Origin of the sequence: Mixta calida (assembly GCF_002953215.1) — a bacterium.
GTDB classification, from domain to species: Bacteria; Pseudomonadota; Gammaproteobacteria; order Enterobacterales; family Enterobacteriaceae; genus Mixta; species Mixta calida.
Map to the genome: position 1 here is coordinate 1,136,219 of NZ_CP026378.1, position 23,175 is coordinate 1,159,393.

Consider the following 23,175-nt stretch of genomic DNA (forward strand, 5'->3'; position numbering starts at 1 on the left):
ACCATGCGTGCAACCTTATCGGTTAAAGAAAAAATCAGTTATGGCCTCGGCGATATGGCGAGCCATATCGGGCTGGAAAACGTCATTATCTTTCTCACCTTCTACTATACCGACGTTGTCGGCCTGCCCGCCGTCTTCGTCGGCACGCTGTTTCTGCTGGCGCGCGTCGCCGATGCGATCGTCGATCCGGCGATGGGGCTGATTGCCGACCGCACCCGCACGCGCTGGGGGCGCTTTCGGCCCTGGCTGCTCTGGCTGGCGGTGCCGTTCGGCGTCAGCTGCCTGCTGATTTACGCCGTGCCGGAATCGCTGTCGCTAAGCGGCAAGATGATCTACGCCAGCGTCACCTACTGTTTGATGATGCTGCTCTATACCGCCATCAATATTCCTTACTGCTCGATGGGCGCCATTATCACCTCTGACGATACCCAGCGTATTTCGTTGCAGTCGTACCGCTTTTTCCTGGCGACCCTCGGTGGCGCGATGTCCACCTTTCTGATGATGCCGCTGGCGCAGTGGATCGGCGGCGGCAACAAGCTGGACGGCTACTTCGGCGCGATGGCGATTATGGCGAGCCTGGCGGCGCTGATGTTCCTGCTCTGCTTCTTCAACACCCGCGAGCGCGTCAGCACGCACGGCAGCCATGAGAATTTCCTCGCCGACCTGCGCGATCTGCTGCGTAACGATCAGTGGCGCGTGGTCGCGCTGCTGGTGTTCTGCAATATCGCCTTCGGCGTAGTACGGCTCGGCGCGATGATGTATTACGTCACCTACTATCTCGGCGACGCCAGCCTGTTTATGTGGCTGCTGGCGGCGCATATTGTCGGCAAAAGCGTCGGCAGTTGGATGGCGAAGTGGATGACGCGTCGCCGCAGCAAGTTGCAGGCATTTACCCTCAGCGCGGTAATGTGCGGCCTGCTCAGCATCAGCATTCTGTTTATGCCTGCGTCGCTGCCGCTGCTGGTGGCAATGACCTTTGTCGTCTCCAGCTTTTACCAGGTCACCACCACGCTGATGTGGGTGATGATGTCGGACGTGGTGGACTACGGTGAATATCGTCAGGGCAAGCGCATGGACGGCACCATATTCTCTACTCTGCTGGCGGTGCTGAAGATGGGCATGGCGGTCAGCGGCGCGATTGTCGGCTGGACGCTCGGCCTCAGCGGATATGTCGCTCAGGCGCCGCAGCAAAACGGCAGTGCGATGCTGGCGATTATCGCGCTCTTTTCCCTGATCCCTGGCGTGCTCTCTCTGTTGAGCGCGCTCACCATGCGCTGGTATCGGCTGAACGACGACGCCATGCGTGAAATTAATCAGCATAAAACGGCGGCGGCGACGCAGAACGTCAGCGGCGCGGGCGCCCTTAAGCCACAGGAGTTGTCATGAGTGAATTACGGGCGGAACAGCAGCGCATTATCTGGCGCTTCGATCGACAAACGCTGATTGTCGAACCCTGGGGAGAAAACAGCCTGCGCGTGCGCGCCAGTTGCCAGCCGCAGATAGCGGACACCGACTGGGCGCTGCTGCCGCCCGGTCCGCAGGCGGCGGAGATCACACAGGATGGCGAGTCCCTGAGCCTGCGCAACGGCAATATTACCGCCACGCTTAATCAGCGCGGTCAGCTCGCCTTCCGTAATCAGCGCGGCGAGCTGCTGCTGGAAGAGTTCTGGCGCCAGCGCACCACGGTCGGCATCGGCGCGACGGAGAAAAGCCAGGATAAATATATCAGCGCCCTCAAGCTGGATGGCCGCGAGTTTCGTCCGATCCCCGGTGGGAAGTATCAGCTGACCGTGCGCTTCGAGGCGCGGCGCGACGAAAAAATTTACGGCATGGGGCAGTATCAGCAGGAAGGGCTGGATCTCAAAGGCTGCACGCTGGAGCTGGCGCAGCGCAACTCGCAGGCCAGCGTGCCCTTTATGCTCTCCAGCCTGGGTTATGGCCTGCTGTGGCATAACCCGGCGATCGGCGAAGCCACCTTCGGGAAAAACGTCACCCGCTGGCAGGCGCAGGTCACTGACCAGATGGATTACTGGATCACCGCAGGCGATGAACCGGCGCAGATCCTGCGGCAGTATGGCCGCGCCGTCGGCACCGCGCCGCCGATGCCCAGCTTCGCCACCGGCTTCTGGCAGTGCAAGCTGCGCTATCGCACTCAGCAGGAGGTGCTGGAGGTGGCGCGCGAATACCGGCGACGTCAGCTGCCGCTCTCGGTGATCGTTATCGACTTTTTCCACTGGCCGAATCAGGGCGACTGGTGTTTCGACCCGCTCGACTGGCCCGATCCCAAAGCGATGGTGGCGGAGCTGAAGGCGATGGGCATCGAAACCATGGTGTCGGTCTGGCCGACGGTCGACAGCCGCAGTGCCAACTACGCGCGCATGAAATCGCAGGGGCTGCTGGTTAACAGCGATCGCGGCGTGTCGGTCAACCTCGATTTCCTGGGCAACACCACCTTTTTCGACGCCACTCATCCCGCCGCGCGCGAGTTTGTCTGGCAGGAGGTGAAGCGCAACTATTACGATTCTGGCATTCGCACTTTCTGGCTGGATGAGGCGGAGCCGGAGTATCGCGCCTACGATTTCGATAACTATCGCTACCATCTGGGGCCGGTGCTGGAGGTGGGCAATATCTACCCGCAGAAGTTTGCTCAGGGTTTTTATGAAGGGTTACAGCAGCAGGGGGAAACGGAGATCGTCAACCTGGTGCGCTGCGCCTGGGCAGGCAGCCAGCGCTACGGCGTGCTGGCGTGGTCGGGCGACGTGCACTCCTCGTTTCATGCGTTGCGCAACCAGTTCTCCGCCGGGTTGAATATGGCGATGGCGGGCATTCCCTGGTGGACCACCGATATCGGCGGCTTTCAGGGCGGCAACGTCGAAGATCCCGCCTTTCACGAATTGTTGATCCGCTGGTTTCAATGGGCGGTATTCTGTCCGGTAATGCGTCTGCACGGCTACCGCGAGCCGCAGATCGCGCCGCCGGAAGCCTGGCGCAACGGCATCGCGCAGTGCAACAGCGGCTCGCCAAACGAAGTCTGGAGCTACGGCGAAGAGAATTACCAGCTAATGAAGGCCTGTCTGCTGCTGCGCGAGCGCCTGCGTCCCTACATTGACAGCCTGATGCGACAGGCCCATGAACAGGGCGATCCGGTGATGCGTCCGCTGTTCTATCACTATCCGCAGCAGGCGGAAAGCTGGCAGGTCGAGGATCAGTATTTGCTGGGACGCGATCTGCTGGTAGCGCCGGTGCTGCATGCCGGAGAACGCACTCGCCGCGTCTGGCTGCCGGCGGAGGAAAGCTGGATCGCGCGCGATGGCGAACGTTATCACGGCGGTCAATGGCTGCAAATGGAGGCGCCGCTCAGCGAAATCCCGGCGCTGGTACGCGTCGGCGCGGATGAGTCGCTGCTGGCGGCGCTGCAAAAGAAAGCATAACGGCGGCGCGTCAGGGCTGCTGGCAACCGGCGCCTCCGATCGGCTAAACGCGTATCTCGCCTGAAGCGTCAGCCTCAGGCGATCAGCTCTGACAGGAAATCGCCCAGCGCCTTACGCGGATCATCCTCCTCGGAAACGATCATCTCGATGCCCCACTGGCCCAGCACTTCCTTCGCTACCGGATTGTTGCGGTTAGTGAACAGATACGAGGTGGGGCGGGCGGAGGCGAGACCGGTGCGGCCCCACATTTTGGTCAGACGGTAAAACAGCAGGCGAATATTGAAATCGCTGATGCTGTAGCCGACAAACAGCACTGAATTGCCCATCACGTCGTGCCTCAGCTTAATATCCAGCGGCGAGTCTAAATAGAGCCGCTCAAAGTAGCTGCTTTCATCCAGCACGATCGAGGTGTCGTCATCGAAATCGCCGTGCAGCTTGATGATATGGCGGCGGCTTTCGTTGAGCGACACCAGATCGGCGGCGTTGGCCACCTTATAGTAGGGCACCTTGTGCGCGTCGTGCGCCATCTCCAGCCAGCGGTCATAGTTGGTGGTATAAATGCGCGAGAAGCGTCCCTGGGTGATCATGGTGTGGATCTCTGAGGAGCGCACGTCGATATCGGGCCGGTGCCATTCGCGATCCATCCAGCTGCGCAGCGGCCCCAGCGAGCCTTTTTTCTGTTTGTAGTACTCCGCCAGCGACAGGTGAGTGCCGTAGGCGTTGAAGATTTGCGGATCGTAGCCCAGCTCGTTGGCCAGATGCGCAATCAGCTCATGCCACTCCGGCAGGCCCAGATTGCGCGAAACGCCCGCCCCGGCGAACAGGATCAGTTTCCCGGCGTCATAGGCGCGTTTCAGTTCGGGTTTCATGGCACGCTCCTTGTGGTTTTCAGGAAGGCGGCAAAACGATCCAGCGCCAGACGGCGCATAGAGATCTCGTGCTTGAGTTCGCCCATCTCGGCGAAGGTTTGCGTATGGCCTTCCGGCATAAAAATGCAGTCCCAGATAAATTCACGCGGGCCGGCTGGCGCAACGATTTTGCCGCGCACCTCGCCGGAAAACTGATACATTTTGCGGCCGTCGCAGTAGCCCAGCACGGTTTTGGCGGTAGCCTGCTGGCTGTCCAGCGCCTGCACCAGCGCGGTAAAGCGTTCGGCGTTAAGCCGGTTCCAGAAAATGCGCGTCAGTCCGGCGGGCAGGCCGTTCAGCCCGTCGAGATAGAGGCCGGTATGTTCCACAAACAGCGGCCGCCCGATCAGAGCGAATGCTTTGGTCAGCTTGTCGCGCACCAGCTCGACTTCATCTTCTGTCTGTATCTCTTCAATGCGGCACGCAACGGGCATGACCTCAACGCCTATCGGCCCAAGAATTTTGCGCACCTCGTCCAGCTTTAAATCGTTGCTGGAAAGAAACCGTATTTTCATGCTTCACCCAGTATTGTGTCTGCCGGTATGGTTATGATTATGAGCGCAAAGACGCGTCAACCGGTGTCAGACAGTGTAGACCAGACGGGCGAGCCGATCAGCCAGATGGATCGCGTATAGGAAGAGAATAAAGGGCGTCGGGCCAGAACCCGACGCCGGTGGGATCAGTAGCCGGTTTCCTGTTTATCCAGCGTGGTTTCGCGCGCTTTGACAAACTCAGCCGCGCGCTTGCCCGCCAGGAATGCGTGGTCGGAATTGTAATATTCCCATTCGCTGTAGCGTCCCGACAGCAGGATATCCTGTTGCAGCAGCCAGTCGCGGATGAGCGCGATATTCGCCTGGCGCGCATGGTCGTAGACCACGTAGGCGTAAGGAATATCGACCTGGTTGGCGGTAATAATCGGGTCGTCGGCGTTAATCATGCCTACCGCGATGCACTCCTGAATGCAGCGCTGGATCAGCGCGTCGCCGTCTACCGGCAGCGGCTTATGCGGCGAATAGCTGATTTCGCAAGTCAGGCCGCAGCCGCCGGGCGGGTTGCAGAAGGGGCTGGCGTTGCCCTGTACGAAGATGCGATGAAACAGCGTCTCGCCCGGATAGTAGATCCAGTGTTTTTCCGTCAGGTCGGCGCGGCCTACGCCGATATTGACGCAGCGAATCGACACGTGACGCAGCTTCGCTGCCGCATCGTGAATTTCCTGCGGCGCCTCATCGCCGATCAGCTTAATCAACTGCGGCAACGGCATGGTGCTGATCAGCTGATCGTAGCGGTAGCGGCGACCGTCTGTTAGCACCGCGATATGCTGCTCAGGATGCAGCGCCGCCAGCGTGCTGTTGGTTTCCAGCTCACAGGTCAGGTGCGGCAGGAAGCCGTGCATCAGCGCCTGGAAGCCGCCTTTTAGCGGATAGCCAAAGCGGGCATTCGGCCCCATCGGTTTTTCCAGCGGCGCCAACGCGCCTTCGACGATCTGCGCCAGGTCGGGCAGCGGCACGCGACCGCCGAGCCAGGAGGTTTCCATTTCGCTCAGCGGCAGCGTCCAGAGCTTTTTGTTGTAGGGCACGGCAAAATGTTTAGCGATGCCCCGGCCCCAGGTTTTATAGATAAACTGCTCGAAATTTTCCGTCAGACCCTTTTCCTGCATCACGCATTCGCCATCCGGCACTACGCCGTCGGCGCAGCAGTCGCGGTGCTGCGCCAGCGCCGCCGTTGACGCCGTCTCAGCCGCGTCGCCCGCCACGCCGTAGCGCGCCTCGATCGCGCCGAGAATACACTCTTTAATCACTTCCGGCGGCAGCCCGTGGAGCGAGCCCTGGAACGGATAGCGGGTGTAAGTGCCGCCATCGTTATAGACCCACGCTTCGCGCATCTGCCAGTGCAGGTTATCGCCCAGCAGCATCTCATACAGCTTCAGTACGTAGGGGTCCTGCGAAAACATAATGTGGCCGGCGTAGTCGAAGGTGAAACCTTTGTCGTTCAGCGAGCGGCACCAACCGCCCGGCGAGGCGTTTTTCTCCAGCACCAACGCCCCTTTGCCGTAGTGATAACCGGCGCTCAGGCCGGTCGGCCCGGCGCCGATAATCAGGCAGGGCAGGGAGGACAGTTGATCGGCGGTGGGCTTCAGCCGTCGCGTAATCTGCTGTACCTCGTCGGCGATAACCGGCGGCGTCTGAACCACCGGCGCGCGCGCGGCGGCTGCGCCCTGGCTCATCAGCTTATGCATCTGCTCGGTGGTCGTATCCCACGAGGTGGCGGCGACGACCGCCTGCATCTGCTGCGCCTTCATCTCGCGTTCTTCGGCGCTCATGGCCAGCGCGCGTTCGCAGGCGCGAACAAATTCTTCCGGGCTGTAGGCGATCGCCACCAGGTCGGGATAGTGACGGACAATGTCGGCAATCGCCGTACTGACGATCGGCAGCTGCGCCGCCATATACTCCAGCACTTTGGTGGGGCTGATAAACTGCGTTGAGGCGTTCAGGGCGAACGGCATCAGGCAAACGTCCCAGCCGGCGAGGAACTGCGGCAGCGCTTCATAAGGTTGCTGGCCCAGCCAGTGAATATTCGGGCGCTGCGGCAGCGTCGCCGGATCGATTTTCACCACCGGGCCGACCATCACGATCTGCCATTCCGGGTGGGTATCAGCCAGCGCCGCCACCAGATCGATATCGAGACGTTCGTCGATCACGCCGTAGTAGCCGAGGCGCATCGGCGGCAGCGCCTGCTGTAGCGGATGGCCGTTGCTGCGATCCAGCGCCTGCTCAAAGTGCACGGCGTCGACGCTGCTGGGGAAACAGTAGATTGCATGATGCTTATTCTTTTTCGCCTCATACAGGCTGGAGCCGCCGGTAAACACCAGATCGGCGCGCGTCATCAGCGCCGATTCACGCTGCTGTAGCTGGCGCGGCGCCTGATTAAAGGCGGAGAGCTCATCCATACAGTCGTAGATCACCAGCGACGGCGTAAAAGGCGTCAGCAGCGGCAGCGCCATTGGGGTATAGAACCAGACGACAGGCTGTTCCTGCTCGTCCACCAGCTCCGTCAGCAGCAGCTGCAGCGTGGCGATCTGGTCGTCATGGAAGCCAGGCGCCGCAATCGGCGTATGGGGCTGAATCACGGTGATATTGGGCGCGGGCGTGGAGTAATGAAGCGAAGCGGCCTGCGCGTCATAAATCGGCTCTTCGATAAACAGCACGCGGTAGTGCTGCGCCAGGCGTGACAGCAGGTGCTGCGGACGCTGAAATACAAAGCCCCAGCGCAGGTGGCTAAAAACAATCAGAGTTTTTTGCTGCATACCATTCTCCTTATTCTCCGCTGCCGGAGGAGTAAACGACTGAAAATGTCGTAATGTTCGTTGCGCCTGGCTAAGCGCCTTGGCGTAGGGCTGGTTGATTAAACGGAGAAAAGGGTCGGAGCCGTTGCGGTCGAGATCCCAGAGTCCGCTGTGGGGCCAGGCCGTTAGATCATTCCATCCGGGCCGGTCGATAATGGGATAAAGGCAGACGCCATAAAGCTCGACGCCCGCCAGCAGCGCCTGCGCCACCTGCGCGGTGACGTCCGCGATCCAGGCGCCGCGTCCGCTGCCGACGTGGCTGGTTTCAGAAATCACCATTGGGCGCTGATAACGTTGTTGCAGCTCTTCCAGCATGGTGTGCAGCGGCTTGCGGCGACGATCGCCCAGGTGCCAGTGCAGCCGCGCCATCGAAGGCATTTCCCACTGGTTGTCGTGGTAGTAGTTGGCGCCGATCAAATCGAGATAGCGCGGCGCGCCGCCCAACTCCGGCGCCAGCGTGCCGCGCAGCATGTCCCATGCCTGAAATTGCGCATTGCTGAGGGACTGCGCCGCATCTCTGGCTTCCGGCGACGCTTCCGTTGCGACGATATGAATAAGAGGATCGCAGTGCATAATGCGCGCCTTGCTGTCGACCTCCCAGATAGCGTCGCAGCCAGCCAGCGTCGCGCGAATCAGCTGACGTTTGCAGGCGTCGGCAGGATCCTGTTCAGGCAGATTTGAACAGGTAAACAGCCCGACGGAGAGGCCCCAGCTGAGGAAAGAGATTTCATTGTTTGGCGAGTAGATCGGCGTCCGGGTAGAGCGCGGCGCGATATAGTCGGCGGCGGCGGCGCAAAAGGCGGCGAAGCGGGGAATAAAATCGCTGGAAAAGAGATGTAAATCTTCGGGCCAGCCGTAGTGGCAAAGCGTCCAGCAGATTTGGATATCATATTCCTGCGCCGCCTCAAGGCGGGCGTCAAGCGAGGAAAAATCATAGCGGCCGTCGCGTTCGGTCAAACGCCATCCCACGCTTTCCCGCACCGTTGTAATACCGAACGCTTTTAACGCGGCGTAATCTTCCTTTATGCGAAGCAGATGCCCATTGGTTTCATTCATTGACAGGCGTATGCCGTGCTGATTGATATGATCCGCACCCTCATAGCCGGCCTGCCAGAATGATGAAAAAGGTGTCATTAACAGTCTCTCCTGCGGCCTTGCCAGTAAACGCACCGCTGACAGCCGCATTCGGTAAATCGGAACAAAAAAGCGTGGAAAGCGGCCTCAGGTGTCGCTTTATGTCATGCTGGTCTTCCACGCAGAGAAAGAACGCTGGCGGTTGATGTCGTATCAGCTGTGATAGCCAGAGTGATGGCAGGAGCGCCTGATCAACGTTAAAAGGTTAATGTCGGAGCACGGTTGCGCTTGTTATATTTATTTTTCTAAATGATTGCGCAAGGGAATCTTCTACTGAAAGTATAGGGAAGGCCTTATTATGCGCAAGTAATGTGCATACTTAACGCTGAACTTAGGAATATCCTTGCTGTTTAGCTTGTTGATTTATTATTTTTACTTATTATTTTTTCGCGTGAAGCGAAGCGCAGGCAGCGCCAGCAGATACAGAAATTGCGCTGCACGGAAGACGACAACTGATTGAATTTTCGTCGGCAAAAGTAAGGCGCCGGCCGTTTTCCCGCTAATGGCTGGCTGTATAAAAACCGCGCGTGTCTCTTTATTTCACGTGATGCGGTGAAGTATAAAAAACGCACCCGTATTCATAACTTGCATCGGCGACATGCCGCAACAGCGAAACCGTAACGCCAAAACAGGCACGCGGGCGGGCTTTTTTGCATGCAAAACAGGTTTTACCGTTTGCTGACCCGTTTATCGTCAGTCAGCCGTCCAGTTAACCTTCTCGCTTTATCTGGTTTGTTTTCTGGCTTAACCGCTGGTCGTTTTTCTTTCAATTTTTATGAACGAATAGAGCAAATCCTTCCGCTTTTTAATTGTGCCTGGCTCACCTACTATCTATCACATCGAGGCATAACGCCTCACTAACTTCATAAAGCATCAGGTGAACCATTATGAAAAACGTCAAAATTTTTGCTGCAATTATCGCGCTTTCCGCTCTCTCTGTTAACAGCTTCGCGGCCAGCGTTACCGCCACCGCACTGACGCTGGAGGCTGCCGAGGCAAAAATCGCTGCGCAGGCGGCCCAGCAGGGCGCAGGTTACAAAATTACCGAAGCCAACTTTAATAACGGCGTGCATATGACCGCCGAACTGGTGAAATAAAACGTCGACGCTGAAAGATGACGCCTGCGGGCGTCTTTTTTTTGCCGCCATTGCCTTAACACTGGAGGGAGAAAGTGATGAATATCATGCGAGCCAGCCCGTCACAGTTGTTTGAATATGGTCCTTTTACCATTCGGCGTATGCGTCCCGGCGAGATCGATCCGATGCGCAACGACAGCGCGTTCGGACCACTGGCGATTATCGATCATATGCAGCTGGAGAGCGGCGCCCGCATTGCCATGCATCAGCATGTTAATGACGAAATCCTGCATTATGTCTGGCGCGGCTCGATGCTTCATGAGGACGATCGCGGCGAGAGAACGCCGCTTTCCGCGAAAAAAGCGATGCTGATTAGCGCCGGATGCGGCGTATGGCACGAGGAGTCTGCGCCGCTGGTGGAGACGGAGATGCTACAAGTCTTTATTCGTCCTGAAGAGGCGGATGTCGAGGGCAGCGTGCAGTTTATGGCGAGGCCTGAAGGCGCCGTTGATGGCCAATGGACGCTGCTGGCGGGGCCGCAGGACGCAGGCGCGCCGCTGACCGTTCGGCAACGGGTGTGGGCCTGGGATATCCGGCTGACGGCGAAAAGCAGCGCCGCCGCGCCCTACCGCGACGGACTGGCGCAGTGGCTCTACGTGGCGGAAGGCAGCGTGATCGTCGGCGGCGAGCGGCTCAGCAAGGGCGATGCGATAAGTGACGGGTTACAGGCGCTGCCGCTTATTGAGGCGCGCCGCGACGCCATTCTGGTTTGTTTCCAGGTCGATCCCGACGCAAAAATGTCGCTGGCGGGCCGGATTAGCGGTCAGTAAACGCAGGGCAGGCGCAACGCCTGCCTTTTATATTTTTTCCGGCATCGGCCATATCATCGTTTCTTTATTTAAGTCCTGGCCTGACTGTGCGTTGGATTTAAATTCATTGCCGGTTTAGTGAAGATAGTAAAATATTCAGGGCCGTGGAAATAGATTATTTCAGCCAGTTAAAGGGCGCGCATAAATAGCGTCGCCTGCGTTAACCTTAAAAGCGCCTCAAGAAAAGGAAAATAGATCTGCCTCACTGTTTTCAGGCGAGGTGTTTTATTTACGGCCTGTCGATAATCGCGCCCCAGTCCATGTTAGCCGTACCGTCGGCGGCACAACCTGTGCTGCTCAGCGCGCCGGAGCAGGTTATGATAGCGGCCGAACTGACACCACCGACAGAGCAGCGAGATGATCAAGGCGGCGCCACAGACAGCTTTTACTTTTCAACAAAGGATGCAGCGCGAGGCGACGGAAAAAAGCCTGACGCTGGACGACCAGCAGCGGCAGCTGATCGCCCGCCTGGATGCGCTGATGAGCCGGACGCTGGCAGGCGCGCCGCGTCAGGCGCAGGGCGATGGACTCTATGTCTGGGGACTGCCAGGGCGCGGCAAAACCTTTATCGTCGACGCTTTTTTTGACTGGGCGCCGTTGCAGGAGAAAAAGCGCGTCCATTTTCACTATTTCTTCCGTCAGCTACACCAGACTATCGCCACAGGCGGCAGCGTTGACGCGGCGATTGCCGCCAGCATCGGCGGCTGTCGGCTGCTCTGCTTCGACGAGTTCCATCTGCATGATATCGGCGACGCTATGCTGATTAAGCCGCTGCTGGCACAGCTGTTCCGCAACGGCGTGCTGCTGGTCGCCACCTCCAACCATCCGCCGGAAAACCTGCTGGCGAACCCGCTCTACCATCAGCGCTTCGAGCCCTGTATTGCCTTGATGCGACAACATCTGACGACTATCGCGCTGACCGGCGAGAAAGATTACCGCACGCTGCGCCATGAACAGCACGGGCCGTTCAGCACCGGCGGCCTGCTGCTGGACAGCACCCCAACGCTGCGTCGGGCGCTGCATCTGCCTGAGGCGGCCGCTGCGCCGTTGCCGCTGACGGTGGGTTACCGCACGCTGGAAACGCTGTCGCCTGCCGGAGATACGCTGCACTTCTCTTTTCGCGCGCTCTGCGAAGCGCCGACGGCGGTTATGGACTACCTCACGCTGTGCGAACGTCATCAGCGCTGGCTGGTTGAGGATGTGCCGCCGCTGGCGCGCGTTTCGCCAGCGGTGCAGCAGCGCTTTATCAATGTGATCGACGTGCTGTATGACCGGCACTGTCAGCTGTTTCTGACCACCGCGTGTCCGCCGGAAACGCTGACGCAGGGCGTTGAACTGGAGGATATTCAGCGCACCGCCAGCCGACTTAATTTGCTGCCGCTTTATCAGGGCGACGCCTGAATTTAAGCTGTCGTCGGCGACAAAGATTTATCGTTGCCGATAATCGCTTTTCTCTCCCGCTGACAAAAAATATCCGGCTAACTCTGGTGGCGGGATAAATAGATTCAGGCGCCGCGCCCGATCAATAATGTCGCGTCCGCCTGCCGCTGCGCTTGCAATATGAGTCAGTCAACTATACTGAAACGGTATTCCGTTATTCGGTCAATACCGTTTACGCTGCGATATTGACCGAATAATAAGATTACCCTGAGTTCGATTTACGGCTGTCGCAGCCGTTAACCAGAAAGGAGAACACCTTATTATGACCAGCCGACCACAGCCACCGCAGCCAGAACAGCAGCAGGATGTTCCGGGTTCTATTTTCGATATGCAGCCCGCGCCAGATCATGGCGAAACCAGCTATAAAGGCTCAGGACGTCTGGCGGGTAAGAAAGCGATCATCACCGGCGGTGACTCCGGCATCGGCCGCGCCGTCGCCATCGCCTATGCCCGTGAAGGCGCGGACGTGCTGATCTCCTATCAGGACGAGCATGAAGATGCGAAAGATACCGCGCGCCTGGTCGAAGAGGCGGGGCGTACAGCCATCCTGGTGCCAGGCGATATTACCGAAGCGGAACACTGCCGCCATATCGTGCAGCAGGCGGTAAACAACTTCGGTCAAATCGATATTCTGGTGAATAACGCGGCGTTTCAGATGACGCGCGAGTCGCTGGACGAGATCAGCGACGACGAATTCGATCGCACCATCAAAACCAATATCTACGCCATGTTTTATCTCTGCAAGGCGGCGGTGCCGCATATGCCATCCGGCGCGGCCATTATCAGCACCGCGTCGGTTAACGCCGACCAGCCGAAGCCGAAGCTGATCGCTTATTCCGCCACCAAGGCGGCGATCGTAAACTTTTCCGGCAGCCTGGCGGCGCTGCTGGCCGATAAAGGCATTCGTTCCAACGTCGTGGCGCCAGGCCCGATCTGGACGCCGCTGATCCCGTCGACAATGCCGCCGGAGCAGGTGAAAAACCTGGGCAGCGAAGTGCCGATGCAGCGTGTCGGTCAACCGGCCGAACTGGCGCCCGCCTATGTTATGCTCGCCAGCGACGAGGCCAGCTATATCTCCGGTGCCACCGTGGCGGTGACCGGCGGCGTGGCCGTTATCTGATAACCTGGCACGACGGCGGCGCTTCCGCCGCCGTCGTGTTAGCCTCAGTTAAACGGATATTCGCGCGCCAGCACGCGGGATATGACGTTCAGCGCGCCTTCCTCATTATGATCTTCGGTGCGATAGCGCGCCGCCGCCGACACCGCTTCTGTGGCGTTCGCCATGGCAAAACTGTAGCCGGCCTGACGCAGCATTTCGATATCGTTGCCGCTGTCGCCGATCGCCACCACTTCGCAGTCGTCAATGCCCCAGCGCTGTTGCAGCAGACTGATGCCGTGCGCCTTATGCAGGCCGGGAATAATCAGGTCGACAAAGCCGAAGCCGCTGGAGACCGGCCGCACCACGTTGCCCGCCGCGTTAAGCGCCTCCGTCAGACGCGCGATCAGCGGCTCGACGCCGTCGTGCGGCAGATTCAACGAGAATTTGAAAATGGTGTCGTCGATATGGTCGAGATCGGCGCGCTTCTCCAGGCGACGATAGTGGTTCGACAGCAGCGCCACCGTTTCATCGGGCATAGCGGGCGAAATATACGCGCTGCGTTTGCCGCAGACTACCGTATGAATTTCCGGCTCCTGCGCCAGGATCGCCATTACCCGCCGCACGTTATCCGCGCTCAGTTCGCCGCAGAAGACCTCTTCATTGCGGTCGCTGATCCACGCGCCGTTCTCCGCCACGAAAGCGATTTCACCGGCAATCTCCGGGAAATAGCTCTCCAGCTGGTAATACTGATTGCCGCTGGCGACCACGAAGCGGATGTCGCGCTCTTTCAGCTGGGCATACTGGCGCAAAAAGCGCGCTTTGTTATAACGCTTGGCGGAATCGAGAAACGTTCCGTCCATATCAACAGCAATCAATTTTACCGCCACCGGTTTCTCCTTCAAATAAGACATCGCTCCCCGGCCAGCTGGACGGGGAAAGGAAATAAGATTAACAGGGGTTGTGCCGGATCGCCTGCCCCGACAGAGGTAACCCCAAAGTCAATTTATTATTCGGCTAATAATATCGTTTATCCGGCGGGGGTGCAGCGCGAAGCGGGACCGGGAACGCGTTATCAGATAATGGATCATCGCGCTTATTCGGCGTGCTCGCTGCGGCTGGCCCGCAGCGCCGCCTCCATTGCGTCCAGTGCCGCTTTGTTCTCCAGCCCCCACTGATACATCTGTTCAATCGGCTCGGCGAATGTCCAGCCCAGTTCGGTCAGCTGATACTCCACCTTCGGCGGCACCATGTTGTAAACATGCCGCCGCACCAGGCCACGCTGCTCGACTTCGCGCAGCGTCTGGATCAGCATTTTTTTCGATATTCCCTGTAGGCTGCGTTGCAGTTCGCCGGTACGACATTTGCCGCCCGGCCAGTGATAAAGCGCATGGATCACCATCGTGGTCCACTTCACGGCGAACAGCTCCATCAGACGGCGCGGCTCTGAATCGGCGTAAAAGTATAATTTTCCATCAACGATTGTCGGCATATGGTAACCATTTGGTAACTATGACCCTAAAAGGTGACTACTACCAAAACGGAAACCTTCTGTCTATAGTAGGCGCCCGCTGAAATCGGGCGACGCCCGATCTGTTTACCTTACGGAGCGAATGACTTGCATGAAAATTAACGCCATAGTGGCGCATGCGGCCGACAGGCCGCTGACAACCGGCAGCGTGACGCTGCGCGAGATGCGCGCGGACGACGTGAAAATCGATATTCTCTACTGCGGCGTTTGCCATTCCGATCTGCATATGGCGCGCAACGAGTGGGGCGTCAGCCACTATCCGATGGTGCCCGGCCATGAGATCGTCGGCCGCGTAGCCGAAGCGGGCGCGGCGGTAAGCGCGTTCCGTCCTGGCGATCTGGTTGGCGTCGGGGTGATGGTCGGCTCGTGCGGCCACTGCCATTTCTGCCAGCAGCAGGAGGAGCAATACTGCGAAGCGGGTTTCGTGCCGACCTATAACGGCACCGACGCTGTTAGCGGCGAAACCACGCGCGGCGGCTATGCGCAGACGATGATCGTCAACAGCCGTTTTGTCGTCAGCATCCCGGAAAATCTCGACCTGAAAGCGGTGGCGCCGCTGCTGTGCGCGGGCGTGACCACCTGGTCGCCGCTGCGTCACTGGAACGTCAAGGCTGGCGATAAGGTTGGCGTTATCGGTCTGGGCGGTCTGGGTCATATGGCGGTGAAATTCGCCGCCGCGCTGGGCGCGGAAGTGACGCTGTTCACTACCTCCGCCGGCAAAGAGCAGGATGCGCGACGGCTCGGCGCTCAGCATGTGGTGATCTCGCGCGACGCGGAGCAGATGGCGGCCTGGCAGCATCGGCTCGACTTTATTCTCGACTGCGTGGCGGCGCCGCACGATCTGAATCCTTATCTGAATACGCTGCGCGCCAACGGTCATCTGGTGCTGGTGGGCATCCCGGAAAATCCGCATCCGGCGCCGGCGATCACCCCGATGGTATTCCGTCGTCTCAGCGTCAGCGGCACGTCTATCGGCAGCATTCTTGAAACGCAGCAGATGCTCGATTTCTGCGGTCAGCACAATATCACCGCCGATGTAGAGTTGATTAACGGCGCAGAAATTGAAGACGCGTTTTCGCGCATGCTGAAAAGCGAAGTGAAATACCGCTTCGTTATTGATATGAAAGCGACAAGCTGGGAAAGCGATTAATTATTTTCGCCACCGAAAAAAGAATTTATCGGCGGCGAGAGGGTCGCGTTACGCTTTTATTTACAGTCTGATTAATTATCTGCGTGGCGGCGCTTTGTTGCACCACCTTATTGGCTAAATTTCGATCAGTGGCTACACTTTAATTCAGCGATACACCTGCTCTCTCAACGTTATAAACCGGCGTGACACGTGGTTAAAAGGAAGAACCGGTTTATTGCCGAAGGGGGAGCATTATCCTCAACGGGAGGTTTTGTGAAAGCGCTTGATTATGTAGCACTTATTCTGCTGATTGTCGGCGGACTGAACTGGCTGCTGGTCGGTCTTTTTCAGTTTGATTTGGTTGCGGCGATATTTGGCGGACAGGCTGCCATTATTTCCCGCATTATTTATGTCGTGGTCGGCCTTTGCGCGCTCTACTGTCTGACCTTCTTTGCGAAATTTCGTGTTCATACCGGCACGCGTCACGTTTGAAAAAACGCATTAAAAATAAAAAGGGCCGATCGCTTCACGAACGGCCCTTTATTTTTTTACTGTCGCAGCTTTTGCTGGCGCTTATTTTTTGAGGCGCTCGACGATGGCCTGCTGACATTCCTGCGTATCTGAAGCGAGACGCGTTTTATCCGTGGCCGTCAGACTTTGCCATGCGGTGATGGCCCGCTCGGCGGCGATCTGATTAAAGCGGCTGCGATGCAGCGCATAGTCGCTGTTGCTACCTTCGATCATCGTGCGCATGCCGCCGAGGTAGTTATCGGTTTGCTGGGTGGCGACGTTACAGAATATTGCCGCGTAATAAGCCTGATCTTCCGGCGTGACGCGCAGGGTGGAACGCCAGTAGAACACGCCTGCTACGATAATTAGCAGCAGAATAACGATTCTTTTTTTCAAACTTCCCTCTTAATGCTTTATTTGCGCCTGGAACGCAGGCCGGACGCAAACTTACAGGTTTAACGGCGGTTGCGCCAGACGGTTTGCACATTGCAGAATTCATGCAGGCCGAAATGCGACAGCTCACGTCCGAAGCCGCTTTTCTTCACGCCGCCGAAGGCGACGCGGGCGTCGCTGGCGCTGTAGCCGTTGATAAACACGCCGCCGCACTCCAGACGCGCCGCCATCTCCGCAGCCAGCGTCTCATCCGCAGTGTAAACCGTCGCCATCAGGCCGAAATCGCTGTCATTGGCCAGCTGAAGCGCATGTTCGGCATCGTCCGCCACGGTAATCGCCGCCACCGGACCAAACAGCTCCTGACGGAAAGCCGTCATTGAGGAGGTGACGTTGCCCAGCACGGTCGGCAGGTAGTAGTTGCCTTCTCCCGCCAGCTTGTCGCCGCCCGCCAGCAGCGTCGCGCCTTCCTCCAGCGTTGCCAGCACCTGCTGATGGAGTTCGTCGCGCAGATCGAAGCGCGCCATCGGGCCGATATTATTCTCTTCGGTGCGCGGATCGCCCATCTTCAGCTGCTGCACCGCCGCCACGAATTTTTCGCTGAAGGCGTCGGCGATGTCTCGCTCAATGATAAAACGCTTCGCTGCGGCGCAGACCTGTCCGGTATTCTGATAGCGTCCGGCGACCGCCGCTTTTACCGCCGCATCCAGATCCGCATCCTTCAGCACGATAAAGGGATCGGAGCCGCCCAGTTCCAGCACGCATTTTTTCAGCGCCGCGCCCGCCTGAGCGCCGATCGCCGCTCCGGCGCGCACGCTGCCGGTCACCGTTACCGCCGCGACGCGCGCGTCGTTAATCGCCTGGCTGACGCCAGCGTTAGTGGCGTTGATCACGCAGAACAGCTGTGCCGGGAAGCCTGCCTCGCGGAAGAACTCTTCCGTCAGCAGCGCGCAGCCCATCACGCTCGGCGCATGCTTCAGCAGGTAGCTGTTGCCTGCCAGCAGGATCGGAACGGCGCCGCGCAGCACCTGCCAGAGTGGAAAGTTCCACGGCATGACCGCCAGTACCGGACCGAGCGGGCGGTATTCAATCACCGCCTGGTTGTTTTCCACCTGCGTAGGCTCGGTGGAGAGCATTGCCGGGCCATTGTCGGCATACCATTCGCACAGCTGGGCCGATTTCTCGACTTCGCCGCGCGCCTGCAGGATCGGCTTGCCCATCTCTGCGGTGATGGTTTGCGCCATTTCTTCGCTGCGGCGACGAATAACGTCAGCCAGCGCGCGCAGTTTGTCCGCTCGCGCCGCGACCGGTTGCCGGCGCCACTGCTGAAACGCCTGGTGGTTAGCAGCAATCGCCGCATCTACCTGCTGTTCGTTGATATAAGGCCGGGCGGAGAGAATTTCACCGCTGGCTGGGTTACGCGAAATCGCGTGGGTTTCAGGTGAAAATGACATAACCGCTCCTTACTGACAGGGATGTTTTTGATTCGGCTACCTTACGCCTGGTGCATCGTTATGAAAACTGAATAATGCTGAGCGATTTGCTGTTAAAAAGAGAAGGTGTTTGATGGTTGTCACAGAGACATGCTCTGTATCGACAAAGGCAAACCTGCTAATCATGCTGCGCATAACCCAAACAGCGTCGTTAAATCTTCAGTAGCTTAGCTTATCAATATTTTGCATGGTGAGATGATAGGGGGAAGGTTTGTGGTCCGATGTGATTGATTATAAAAGATGAAACGGCGTTTCAGTGCATTTTCTTAATATATGCATAGTTAAGATTGTGTTACATTACGTTCGCACCGCTGGTGATGTGGCGTTGCGCTTCAGTTTGCCATTGTTTGATGGCTTTTCCCCTTGTGGTATGGAAACTTTTCCCGACGCGTTTTATACGGTCGGGTTTTTCACCGCGACCGCCACACGTTAGCTGACTTTCCTTAATCGTCCCATTTTTCCGGCGCGAGATCGCTAAAACGGTAGATCTTGCCGGTGGTGTCCATCACCCGCACCGGCATCTGCGCTGCGGTTTTCTCCGCAATCCATTGCTTCACCGACAGGCTGTCGGCGTCAGCGACGCGCACGCCGAGCCAGCGCTGCATCAGGGAATAGTTATCCACCGTTGACCAGGGCACATTGATCTTGCCGGTCAGGTTTGTTGCGGAGATCGCCGGGCTGTACCAGATGAACATCGGCACCTGATAAGCCGCCTGCGAAGGACGTACGCCGCCGTGACGGTAAACCACCCGATCATGCGGATGGCGTTCCAGGCCGTGATCGGAAAAATAGAGCAGGGAGGCGGGGCTGTCGCGTAGCTGGTCAAAGATTTGCCCCAGCAGCGCGTCGGTGTAGTGAATGCTGTTGTCGTAACAGCTATCTTTATCATCGGCGTCGGCAAACGCCGCCTGCTGCTGTGGATAGCGCGTGCAGGCCGGTTCATGGCTGCCGTAAAGGTGCAGCACGATCAGCTTTTTTCCCGGCTGCGCCAGCGCCTGTTTAAACGCAGGCAGCAGCGAACCGTCATAGTCATCATCCAGCCACTGACGTTCTGCGGCATTCATGGCGATGCCGGTAATGGCGTTGCTGTAGTCGCCGTACATGCCCTGTTTGCTGAACCAGAAGGTCTTTAGCCCGGCCTGGTTGGCGATATTAATAATATTGTCCGAGTAGGCGTCAATATTGTGCCGTTCCACCCGATCGGCGCTCAACGCCAGCGGCACCGCCGTCGCCGTGACCGGCGCGCCAGCGATCGCCTGGGTAAACAGCAGCAGACGAGAGGACTCCTGCTGGAGCTGCGGCGTGGTGTCGCGCGGATAACCATAGATGCCCATATTGCCGACGCGCGCCGATTCGCCAATCACCAGTACCCAGGTGTTTACCGAAGTATCGGCAACCGTCAGGTTGTAATGCGGCACCCGCTGCGACACCTGCGCGATAATCGCCTTATCGCGCGCGGCCTGGAGAAAAGCGTTGAGATTGCTGAACGGCATATCGGCCACGATGCGCTGCAACACGCTTTCGGTGGCGTTTTTGCGCAGATTATGCGCAATGGCCTGCAGACTGTAGGCGGCGACAAAGGTCAGCAGCAGCAGAAAAGGCAGCTTGCGGAAACGGGGATGCGTCGAGCGCGGCAGCAGGTTGACTGCAAGAAACAGTCCGGTCGTCAACAGCAGGAAAACCACGCCCCAGCGGTAGTAAAGCGTCATCATGGCGCAGGATTCTCGCCAGTCGCTGTTTAAAATACTCAGCGCGAAGCCGTAGCTGAAGGCGGCGCCATATTCGAACCAGGCGAACAGCGACAGCGTAATATGCAGTGCGATAAGCAGCAGCGGTACGCAGGCAAGAGCGTTGCGCGGCAGCGGACGCCTCACCTGAACCAGCGTAAAGAGCAGCGGCAGCAGAATCAGCAGCTGATTAACCACCTTATGCAGCGGCTGGCTTAGCGCGCCGGTGATGGTAAAGATAAGCGTCAGCAGCAGCAGCGCGGAACAGGCGACGCCGCTGCGCGCCGGATGAGAGAATAACATCCCTGTCTGTGTCGTCATTAAATATCAGCCCTAAAAACAGCAAGCGCGTCGCCAGCCAATAAGGCGGCAGCGAAAAATAAAAAAGAGAGAAAAGCGCGGCGTTATTTAATTCGCCGATAAAAAGATAATCGCTTAAATTTTATGGCTTTATGCCATTAAATATTACCTGAGTCAATTGTTCTCTTATTTAAAAGATTAGTATTAACAATGTGTTGTACATCTGAGCTAAGTCAAATAAAGGCAGGCGAATAGCGGGAAATATTTATTAACGGGCAGCGGTAACAACCGGGAGGCTGAAACGCAGCAGGTGCGTTATCTGCAGCAGAAAGAAAGGGCGGGGATGAAACCGCTGCACGGGTTGCGGCAGCGGTACGCAATAAACAGCAGCCTGAATCAGGCTGCTTCCGGCCAACGTTGACGCCGGGCGGGATGATGACCCGATCCGGGAACGCGCCAGGCTTTAGCGGGATCGCCAACCACAAATTCCAGCGTGGGGGAAAAATAGAACGGCAGCCAGCCGCCGTAACCGCTTTCCCATTCCCAACGCACCGGACAGGGCCAGAGAATACCGTCATGCAGAATGTAATAAATCCACCGTCCGTTAGGACGACGGGGCTTACGGGTTTTCATGGGATTCACAACGATGTTAGTTAATGCGAAAACAGCTCATATTTTGACCCGTTTACTGCCGGATAGCAACCGGCTAAGCGGCAGAAAAGGGATTTTTACGTTAGCTTACCGACGAACTTCGCCACAGATCAAAACCGCATTGGGACGGCGCTGCTTAATGCGCCAGGCCATATGTTCGCAGGCCGCCTGCGTGGGGTAGATATGTTCGGTAACCGGCAGGGCATCACAGGCATCGTGGCCACAGGCGCTGACTAAAAGCACAAATCCTATCAACATGGTTAGCTCCTTTCGCGCGCCTACCGAAGGTACTTTTTCTCCAGAAGACAAGTATAGCCGATAAGCCTGTTTACGTATTTCCTCACAAACAAAGGGTGGCGCTAACTTTCGGATAAAAACGCGTTCCGCCCACGCTGTTTTTGCCTGAAATTACCTATAATCGCTGCGTAAACTGACAGTCAGGAGAAAAGTATGCGCACTACCACGATAAAACCGCTGCTGGCGCTGAGCGTGCTGCTGCTGAGCGCGCCGCTGTATGCCGATCCCGGTCACGGTCACGGCAACGGCCATGGTCATGGTCATCAAGGCAATGGCAAAAACAAGCACGGGGAGTATCAACAGGAAGAAGAGGGCTTGCATCTCAATCTCGATTACCGCGATGCACGCCGGCTGGCGGTATCGCACGGGCTGACCGGCTATTCGGCGCTGCCGCCCGGCATTGCGAAAAACCTGGCGCGCGGCAAACCGCTGCCGCCGGGCATCGCCAAAAAAGCGGTGCCGGCGCCGATGCTGCGCGAACTGCCGCACTATCCCGGCTACGAATGGCGCATCGCCGGTCGCGATCTGGTGTTGATTGCGCTCAGCACCGCGGTGGTCACCAGCGTGATTAATAACGTGTTTGATTAAGCGAACAGGGCGATAAACACACGGCTTAGCTTTGATTCTCAATAATAATTTCTGGCTGGCAAGCTTCGTCCGCTTTTACGACGCGAAACAGCGCCTGCCCCTGATGCACATAAATACAGGCGCGGCCCTGCGAGCCGCCGTCCTGCTCCTGCGACAGCGAGACGGCGACGCCTGCGCGCCGACGACGACAAGCCATGTCGTTGCGAAAAAAAACGGACGGAGAAATGCCCTGTTTACCAGAGAAAAGGTCATACAGCATCCTTACTTCTTTAGTGCGTTTTACAGCGAGCGGCCATGGCGGGTCATCCCATTATTGGTTCTGGTGAAATAAAGGAAACAGGTTTTTTTCTGAGTTGCTTTTATTAACGAGACGCGTCTGTCAGGAGCGACATTTATCATGCGCCGCCGGTTAAAAATGTGAAGCTGGCCAATAAATCATTTGCTTTTATCGTCCCGGCGCCGCTAAAACGTGCCAGCGGAGTTTATTAACGGAGGATGCCTCGCGCTTATTGACCTTCCCCTAAGGGAAAGGTTTATTTTGAGCCTTTCAGGACGAATTTCCACTGACGAGGATAAATGATGAAAACGTTGTCTGTAACACTTCTGCTTTCCGTACTGACCGCGTCCGGCGCCTGGGCTGCCGACGACATGCATCAGCATGAGGCCATGACGCCCGCCCAGCAGAGCTATCAGCAGGGCATGACCGCCATGCATGAAAAGATGATGGACGGCCTTAAGGCGCAGGATGCCGACGTCGCTTTCGCTCAGGGCATGATCGCCCATCATCAGGGGGCGATTGAGATGGCGAAAACCGAACTGCAATATGGCAAAGATCCTGAGATGCAGAAGCTGGCCAGAGAAATTATCGCTGCGCAGCAGCCGGAAATCGACAGAATGCAGGAATGGCTGAAAACGCATCAGAAGTAAGCGCGGCGCATCGGGACAGCAGCGCGACGCGGTTTTTTGTCGGCGTTTAGGCTAAACTCTGCCATTTCCCCTTAATGACAGGAACGTTTGTATGTCGAATGAAATTGCGCATCCTTCCAGCAGCCCGAAGCAGGCTGCGCTGCAGCTGGTGATTGAACTGGTGCGTGCCGGCAAGCTCAGCCCGCTGCAGGGCGACGCCAGCAACATGATCTCTATCTACGAGCAGTTCAGAACGCATTTTGAATCTGAAAAGAAAAAAGAAGCGTCAGATTCAGCGATTTCCTGACCGTTAAACCGCTCCTGAGCGCATGATAAAAAGGCGGCCGTCGTAAGGC

Annotated in this window: 22 protein-coding genes; 11 read left to right on the plus strand and 11 right to left on the minus strand. The window is 57.6% G+C overall.

The genetic code is table 11. The features are described from left to right. Nucleotides 1-3: 3 nt before the first annotated feature. Together C2E16_RS05290 and C2E16_RS05295 are read left to right on the plus strand one after the other, a co-directional pair. Nucleotides 4-1,386, plus strand: coding sequence for a glycoside-pentoside-hexuronide (GPH):cation symporter (locus C2E16_RS05290; protein ID WP_052133936.1), 1,383 nt, complete (start codon nucleotides 4-6; stop codon nucleotides 1,384-1,386). Next, nucleotides 1,383-3,431, plus strand: a complete 2,049-nt coding sequence (locus C2E16_RS05295) for a glycoside hydrolase family 31 protein (protein ID WP_084970914.1) — start codon at nucleotides 1,383-1,385, stop codon at nucleotides 3,429-3,431. The genes C2E16_RS05290 and C2E16_RS05295 overlap by 4 nt, the downstream gene beginning before the upstream one ends. 74 nt (nucleotides 3,432-3,505) lie before the next feature. Here the strand turns inward: C2E16_RS05295 and C2E16_RS05300 are convergent, their stop codons facing one another. The 3 genes from C2E16_RS05300 to C2E16_RS05310 form a co-directional block, all read right to left on the minus strand. Beyond that, nucleotides 3,506-4,300, minus strand: a complete 795-nt coding sequence (locus C2E16_RS05300; protein ID WP_038627726.1) for an SIR2 family protein — start codon at nucleotides 4,298-4,300, stop codon at nucleotides 3,506-3,508. Continuing rightward, nucleotides 4,297-4,854, minus strand: coding sequence for a non-canonical purine NTP pyrophosphatase (locus C2E16_RS05305; RefSeq protein WP_038627724.1), 558 nt, complete (start codon nucleotides 4,852-4,854; stop codon nucleotides 4,297-4,299). Before C2E16_RS05305 ends, C2E16_RS05300 begins: the two co-directional genes overlap by 4 nt. A 164-nt stretch (nucleotides 4,855-5,018) precedes the next feature. Next, nucleotides 5,019-8,816, minus strand: a complete 3,798-nt coding sequence (locus tag C2E16_RS05310; RefSeq protein ID WP_038627722.1) for an NAD(P)-binding protein — start codon at nucleotides 8,814-8,816, stop codon at nucleotides 5,019-5,021. Nucleotides 8,817-9,703: 887 nt separating this feature from the next. Between C2E16_RS05310 and C2E16_RS05315 the strand changes: the two genes are divergently transcribed. From C2E16_RS05315 to C2E16_RS05330, 4 genes are all read left to right on the plus strand, one after another. Continuing rightward, nucleotides 9,704-9,913 carry a DUF1471 domain-containing protein gene (locus tag C2E16_RS05315; RefSeq protein ID WP_038627720.1) on the plus strand — a complete coding sequence of 70 codons (210 nt, stop codon included), beginning with the start codon at nucleotides 9,704-9,706 and terminating at the stop codon, nucleotides 9,911-9,913. Nucleotides 9,914-9,990: 77 nt separating this feature from the next. Continuing rightward, entirely contained in the window at nucleotides 9,991-10,722 is a 732-nt protein-coding gene (locus C2E16_RS05320; protein ID WP_081981829.1) for a pirin family protein, read from the plus strand. Nucleotides 10,723-11,163: 441 nt separating this feature from the next. Next, on the plus strand, nucleotides 11,164-12,162 hold the full coding sequence (gene zapE / locus C2E16_RS05325) for a cell division protein ZapE (protein WP_257152258.1): 999 nt from the start codon (nucleotides 11,164-11,166) through the stop codon (nucleotides 12,160-12,162). Nucleotides 12,163-12,463: 301 nt separating this feature from the next. Next, nucleotides 12,464-13,321, plus strand: a complete 858-nt coding sequence (locus C2E16_RS05330) for a glucose 1-dehydrogenase (protein ID WP_038627716.1) — start codon at nucleotides 12,464-12,466, stop codon at nucleotides 13,319-13,321. A 44-nt stretch (nucleotides 13,322-13,365) separates the two neighbouring features. Here C2E16_RS05330 and C2E16_RS05335 read toward each other — a convergent pair whose 3' ends face one another. Together C2E16_RS05335 and C2E16_RS05340 are read right to left on the minus strand one after the other, a co-directional pair. Continuing rightward, nucleotides 13,366-14,187 (minus strand): Cof-type HAD-IIB family hydrolase, encoded by an 822-nt coding sequence (locus C2E16_RS05335; protein WP_133052088.1) that lies wholly within the window; start codon nucleotides 14,185-14,187, stop codon nucleotides 13,366-13,368. A 206-nt stretch (nucleotides 14,188-14,393) separates the two neighbouring features. After that, complete coding sequence (locus C2E16_RS05340; protein WP_038627714.1) at nucleotides 14,394-14,789, minus strand: winged helix-turn-helix transcriptional regulator; 396 nt, start codon at nucleotides 14,787-14,789, stop codon at nucleotides 14,394-14,396. A 130-nt stretch (nucleotides 14,790-14,919) separates the two neighbouring features. On the opposite strand from C2E16_RS05340, the gene C2E16_RS05345 reads away from it, so the two are divergent. Together C2E16_RS05345 and C2E16_RS05350 are read left to right on the plus strand one after the other, a co-directional pair. Then, complete coding sequence (locus C2E16_RS05345) at nucleotides 14,920-15,978, plus strand: NAD(P)-dependent alcohol dehydrogenase (protein ID WP_038627712.1); 1,059 nt, start codon at nucleotides 14,920-14,922, stop codon at nucleotides 15,976-15,978. Nucleotides 15,979-16,230: 252 nt separating this feature from the next. Next, nucleotides 16,231-16,449: a DUF378 domain-containing protein gene (locus tag C2E16_RS05350; protein WP_038627710.1), complete on the plus strand. Its 219-nt coding sequence runs from the start codon at nucleotides 16,231-16,233 to the stop codon at nucleotides 16,447-16,449. Nucleotides 16,450-16,530: 81 nt separating this feature from the next. Here the strand turns inward: C2E16_RS05350 and C2E16_RS05355 are convergent, their stop codons facing one another. The 5 genes from C2E16_RS05355 to C2E16_RS20740 all read right to left on the minus strand — a co-directional run bounded on the left by C2E16_RS05355 (nucleotide 16,531) and on the right by C2E16_RS20740 (nucleotide 21,286). Then, entirely contained in the window at nucleotides 16,531-16,863 is a 333-nt protein-coding gene (locus C2E16_RS05355) for a hypothetical protein (protein ID WP_038627709.1), read from the minus strand. A 59-nt stretch (nucleotides 16,864-16,922) separates the two neighbouring features. Then, a complete protein-coding gene (gene sad / locus C2E16_RS05360; RefSeq protein ID WP_038627708.1) occupies nucleotides 16,923-18,311 on the minus strand; it encodes a succinate-semialdehyde dehydrogenase in 1,389 nt (462 codons plus the stop codon). Nucleotides 18,312-18,793: 482 nt separating this feature from the next. Beyond that, nucleotides 18,794-20,398, minus strand: coding sequence for a phosphoethanolamine transferase (locus C2E16_RS05365; RefSeq protein WP_084971564.1), 1,605 nt, complete (start codon nucleotides 20,396-20,398; stop codon nucleotides 18,794-18,796). A 375-nt stretch (nucleotides 20,399-20,773) separates the two neighbouring features. Further along, a complete protein-coding gene (locus C2E16_RS05370) occupies nucleotides 20,774-21,010 on the minus strand; it encodes a hypothetical protein (protein ID WP_038627707.1) in 237 nt (78 codons plus the stop codon). 105 nt (nucleotides 21,011-21,115) lie between these two features. Further along, the gene (locus C2E16_RS20740) at nucleotides 21,116-21,286 is read right to left on the minus strand and encodes a hypothetical protein (protein WP_167401655.1); all 171 of its coding nucleotides are present in this window, start codon (nucleotides 21,284-21,286) and stop codon (nucleotides 21,116-21,118) included. Nucleotides 21,287-21,478: 192 nt separating this feature from the next. Between C2E16_RS20740 and C2E16_RS05375 the strand changes: the two genes are divergently transcribed. Beyond that, nucleotides 21,479-21,913 carry an anti-virulence regulator CigR family protein gene (locus C2E16_RS05375; RefSeq protein WP_084971562.1) on the plus strand — a complete coding sequence of 145 codons (435 nt, stop codon included), beginning with the start codon at nucleotides 21,479-21,481 and terminating at the stop codon, nucleotides 21,911-21,913. Nucleotides 21,914-21,938: 25 nt separating this feature from the next. On the opposite strand, the gene C2E16_RS20745 is transcribed toward C2E16_RS05375, so the two are convergent. Continuing rightward, on the minus strand, nucleotides 21,939-22,109 hold the full coding sequence (locus tag C2E16_RS20745) for a hypothetical protein (RefSeq protein WP_167401656.1): 171 nt from the start codon (nucleotides 22,107-22,109) through the stop codon (nucleotides 21,939-21,941). A gap of 383 nt (nucleotides 22,110-22,492) precedes the next feature. Here C2E16_RS20745 and copM point away from each other — a divergent pair, with 383 nt between their 5' ends. Together copM and C2E16_RS05390 are read left to right on the plus strand one after the other, a co-directional pair. Further along, nucleotides 22,493-22,840, plus strand: a complete 348-nt coding sequence (copM, locus tag C2E16_RS05385) for a CopM family metallochaperone (RefSeq protein ID WP_081981827.1) — start codon at nucleotides 22,493-22,495, stop codon at nucleotides 22,838-22,840. Nucleotides 22,841-22,931: 91 nt separating this feature from the next. Beyond that, on the plus strand, nucleotides 22,932-23,126 hold the full coding sequence (locus C2E16_RS05390) for a hypothetical protein (protein ID WP_038627702.1): 195 nt from the start codon (nucleotides 22,932-22,934) through the stop codon (nucleotides 23,124-23,126). The last annotated feature ends 49 nt before the right edge of the window (nucleotides 23,127-23,175 follow it).

What these genes read in the sequence shown, in the direction of transcription:
- C2E16_RS05290 (WP_052133936.1), top strand. Translation starts at nt 4, where the DNA reads ATGCGTGCAACCTTATCGGTTAAAGAAAAAATCAGTTATGGCCTCGGC.
- C2E16_RS05295 (WP_084970914.1), top strand. Translation starts at nt 1,383, where the DNA reads ATGAGTGAATTACGGGCGGAACAGCAGCGCATTATCTGGCGCTTCGAT.
- C2E16_RS05300 (WP_038627726.1), bottom strand. Translation starts at nt 4,300, where the DNA reads ATGAAACCCGAACTGAAACGCGCCTATGACGCCGGGAAACTGATCCTG.
- C2E16_RS05305 (WP_038627724.1), bottom strand. Translation starts at nt 4,854, where the DNA reads ATGAAAATACGGTTTCTTTCCAGCAACGATTTAAAGCTGGACGAGGTG.
- C2E16_RS05310 (WP_038627722.1), bottom strand. Translation starts at nt 8,816, where the DNA reads ATGACACCTTTTTCATCATTCTGGCAGGCCGGCTATGAGGGTGCGGAT.
- C2E16_RS05315 (WP_038627720.1), top strand. Translation starts at nt 9,704, where the DNA reads ATGAAAAACGTCAAAATTTTTGCTGCAATTATCGCGCTTTCCGCTCTC.
- C2E16_RS05320 (WP_081981829.1), top strand. Translation starts at nt 9,991, where the DNA reads ATGAATATCATGCGAGCCAGCCCGTCACAGTTGTTTGAATATGGTCCT.
- zapE (WP_257152258.1), top strand. Translation starts at nt 11,164, where the DNA reads ATGCAGCGCGAGGCGACGGAAAAAAGCCTGACGCTGGACGACCAGCAG.
- C2E16_RS05330 (WP_038627716.1), top strand. Translation starts at nt 12,464, where the DNA reads ATGACCAGCCGACCACAGCCACCGCAGCCAGAACAGCAGCAGGATGTT.
- C2E16_RS05340 (WP_038627714.1), bottom strand. Translation starts at nt 14,789, where the DNA reads ATGCCGACAATCGTTGATGGAAAATTATACTTTTACGCCGATTCAGAG.
- C2E16_RS05345 (WP_038627712.1), top strand. Translation starts at nt 14,920, where the DNA reads ATGAAAATTAACGCCATAGTGGCGCATGCGGCCGACAGGCCGCTGACA.
- sad (WP_038627708.1), bottom strand. Translation starts at nt 18,311, where the DNA reads ATGTCATTTTCACCTGAAACCCACGCGATTTCGCGTAACCCAGCCAGC.
- C2E16_RS05365 (WP_084971564.1), bottom strand. Translation starts at nt 20,398, where the DNA reads ATGACGACACAGACAGGGATGTTATTCTCTCATCCGGCGCGCAGCGGC.
- C2E16_RS05370 (WP_038627707.1), bottom strand. Translation starts at nt 21,010, where the DNA reads ATGAAAACCCGTAAGCCCCGTCGTCCTAACGGACGGTGGATTTATTAC.
- C2E16_RS20740 (WP_167401655.1), bottom strand. Translation starts at nt 21,286, where the DNA reads ATGTTGATAGGATTTGTGCTTTTAGTCAGCGCCTGTGGCCACGATGCC.
- C2E16_RS05375 (WP_084971562.1), top strand. Translation starts at nt 21,479, where the DNA reads ATGCGCACTACCACGATAAAACCGCTGCTGGCGCTGAGCGTGCTGCTG.
- C2E16_RS20745 (WP_167401656.1), bottom strand. Translation starts at nt 22,109, where the DNA reads ATGGCTTGTCGTCGTCGGCGCGCAGGCGTCGCCGTCTCGCTGTCGCAG.
- copM (WP_081981827.1), top strand. Translation starts at nt 22,493, where the DNA reads ATGAAAACGTTGTCTGTAACACTTCTGCTTTCCGTACTGACCGCGTCC.
- C2E16_RS05390 (WP_038627702.1), top strand. Translation starts at nt 22,932, where the DNA reads ATGTCGAATGAAATTGCGCATCCTTCCAGCAGCCCGAAGCAGGCTGCG.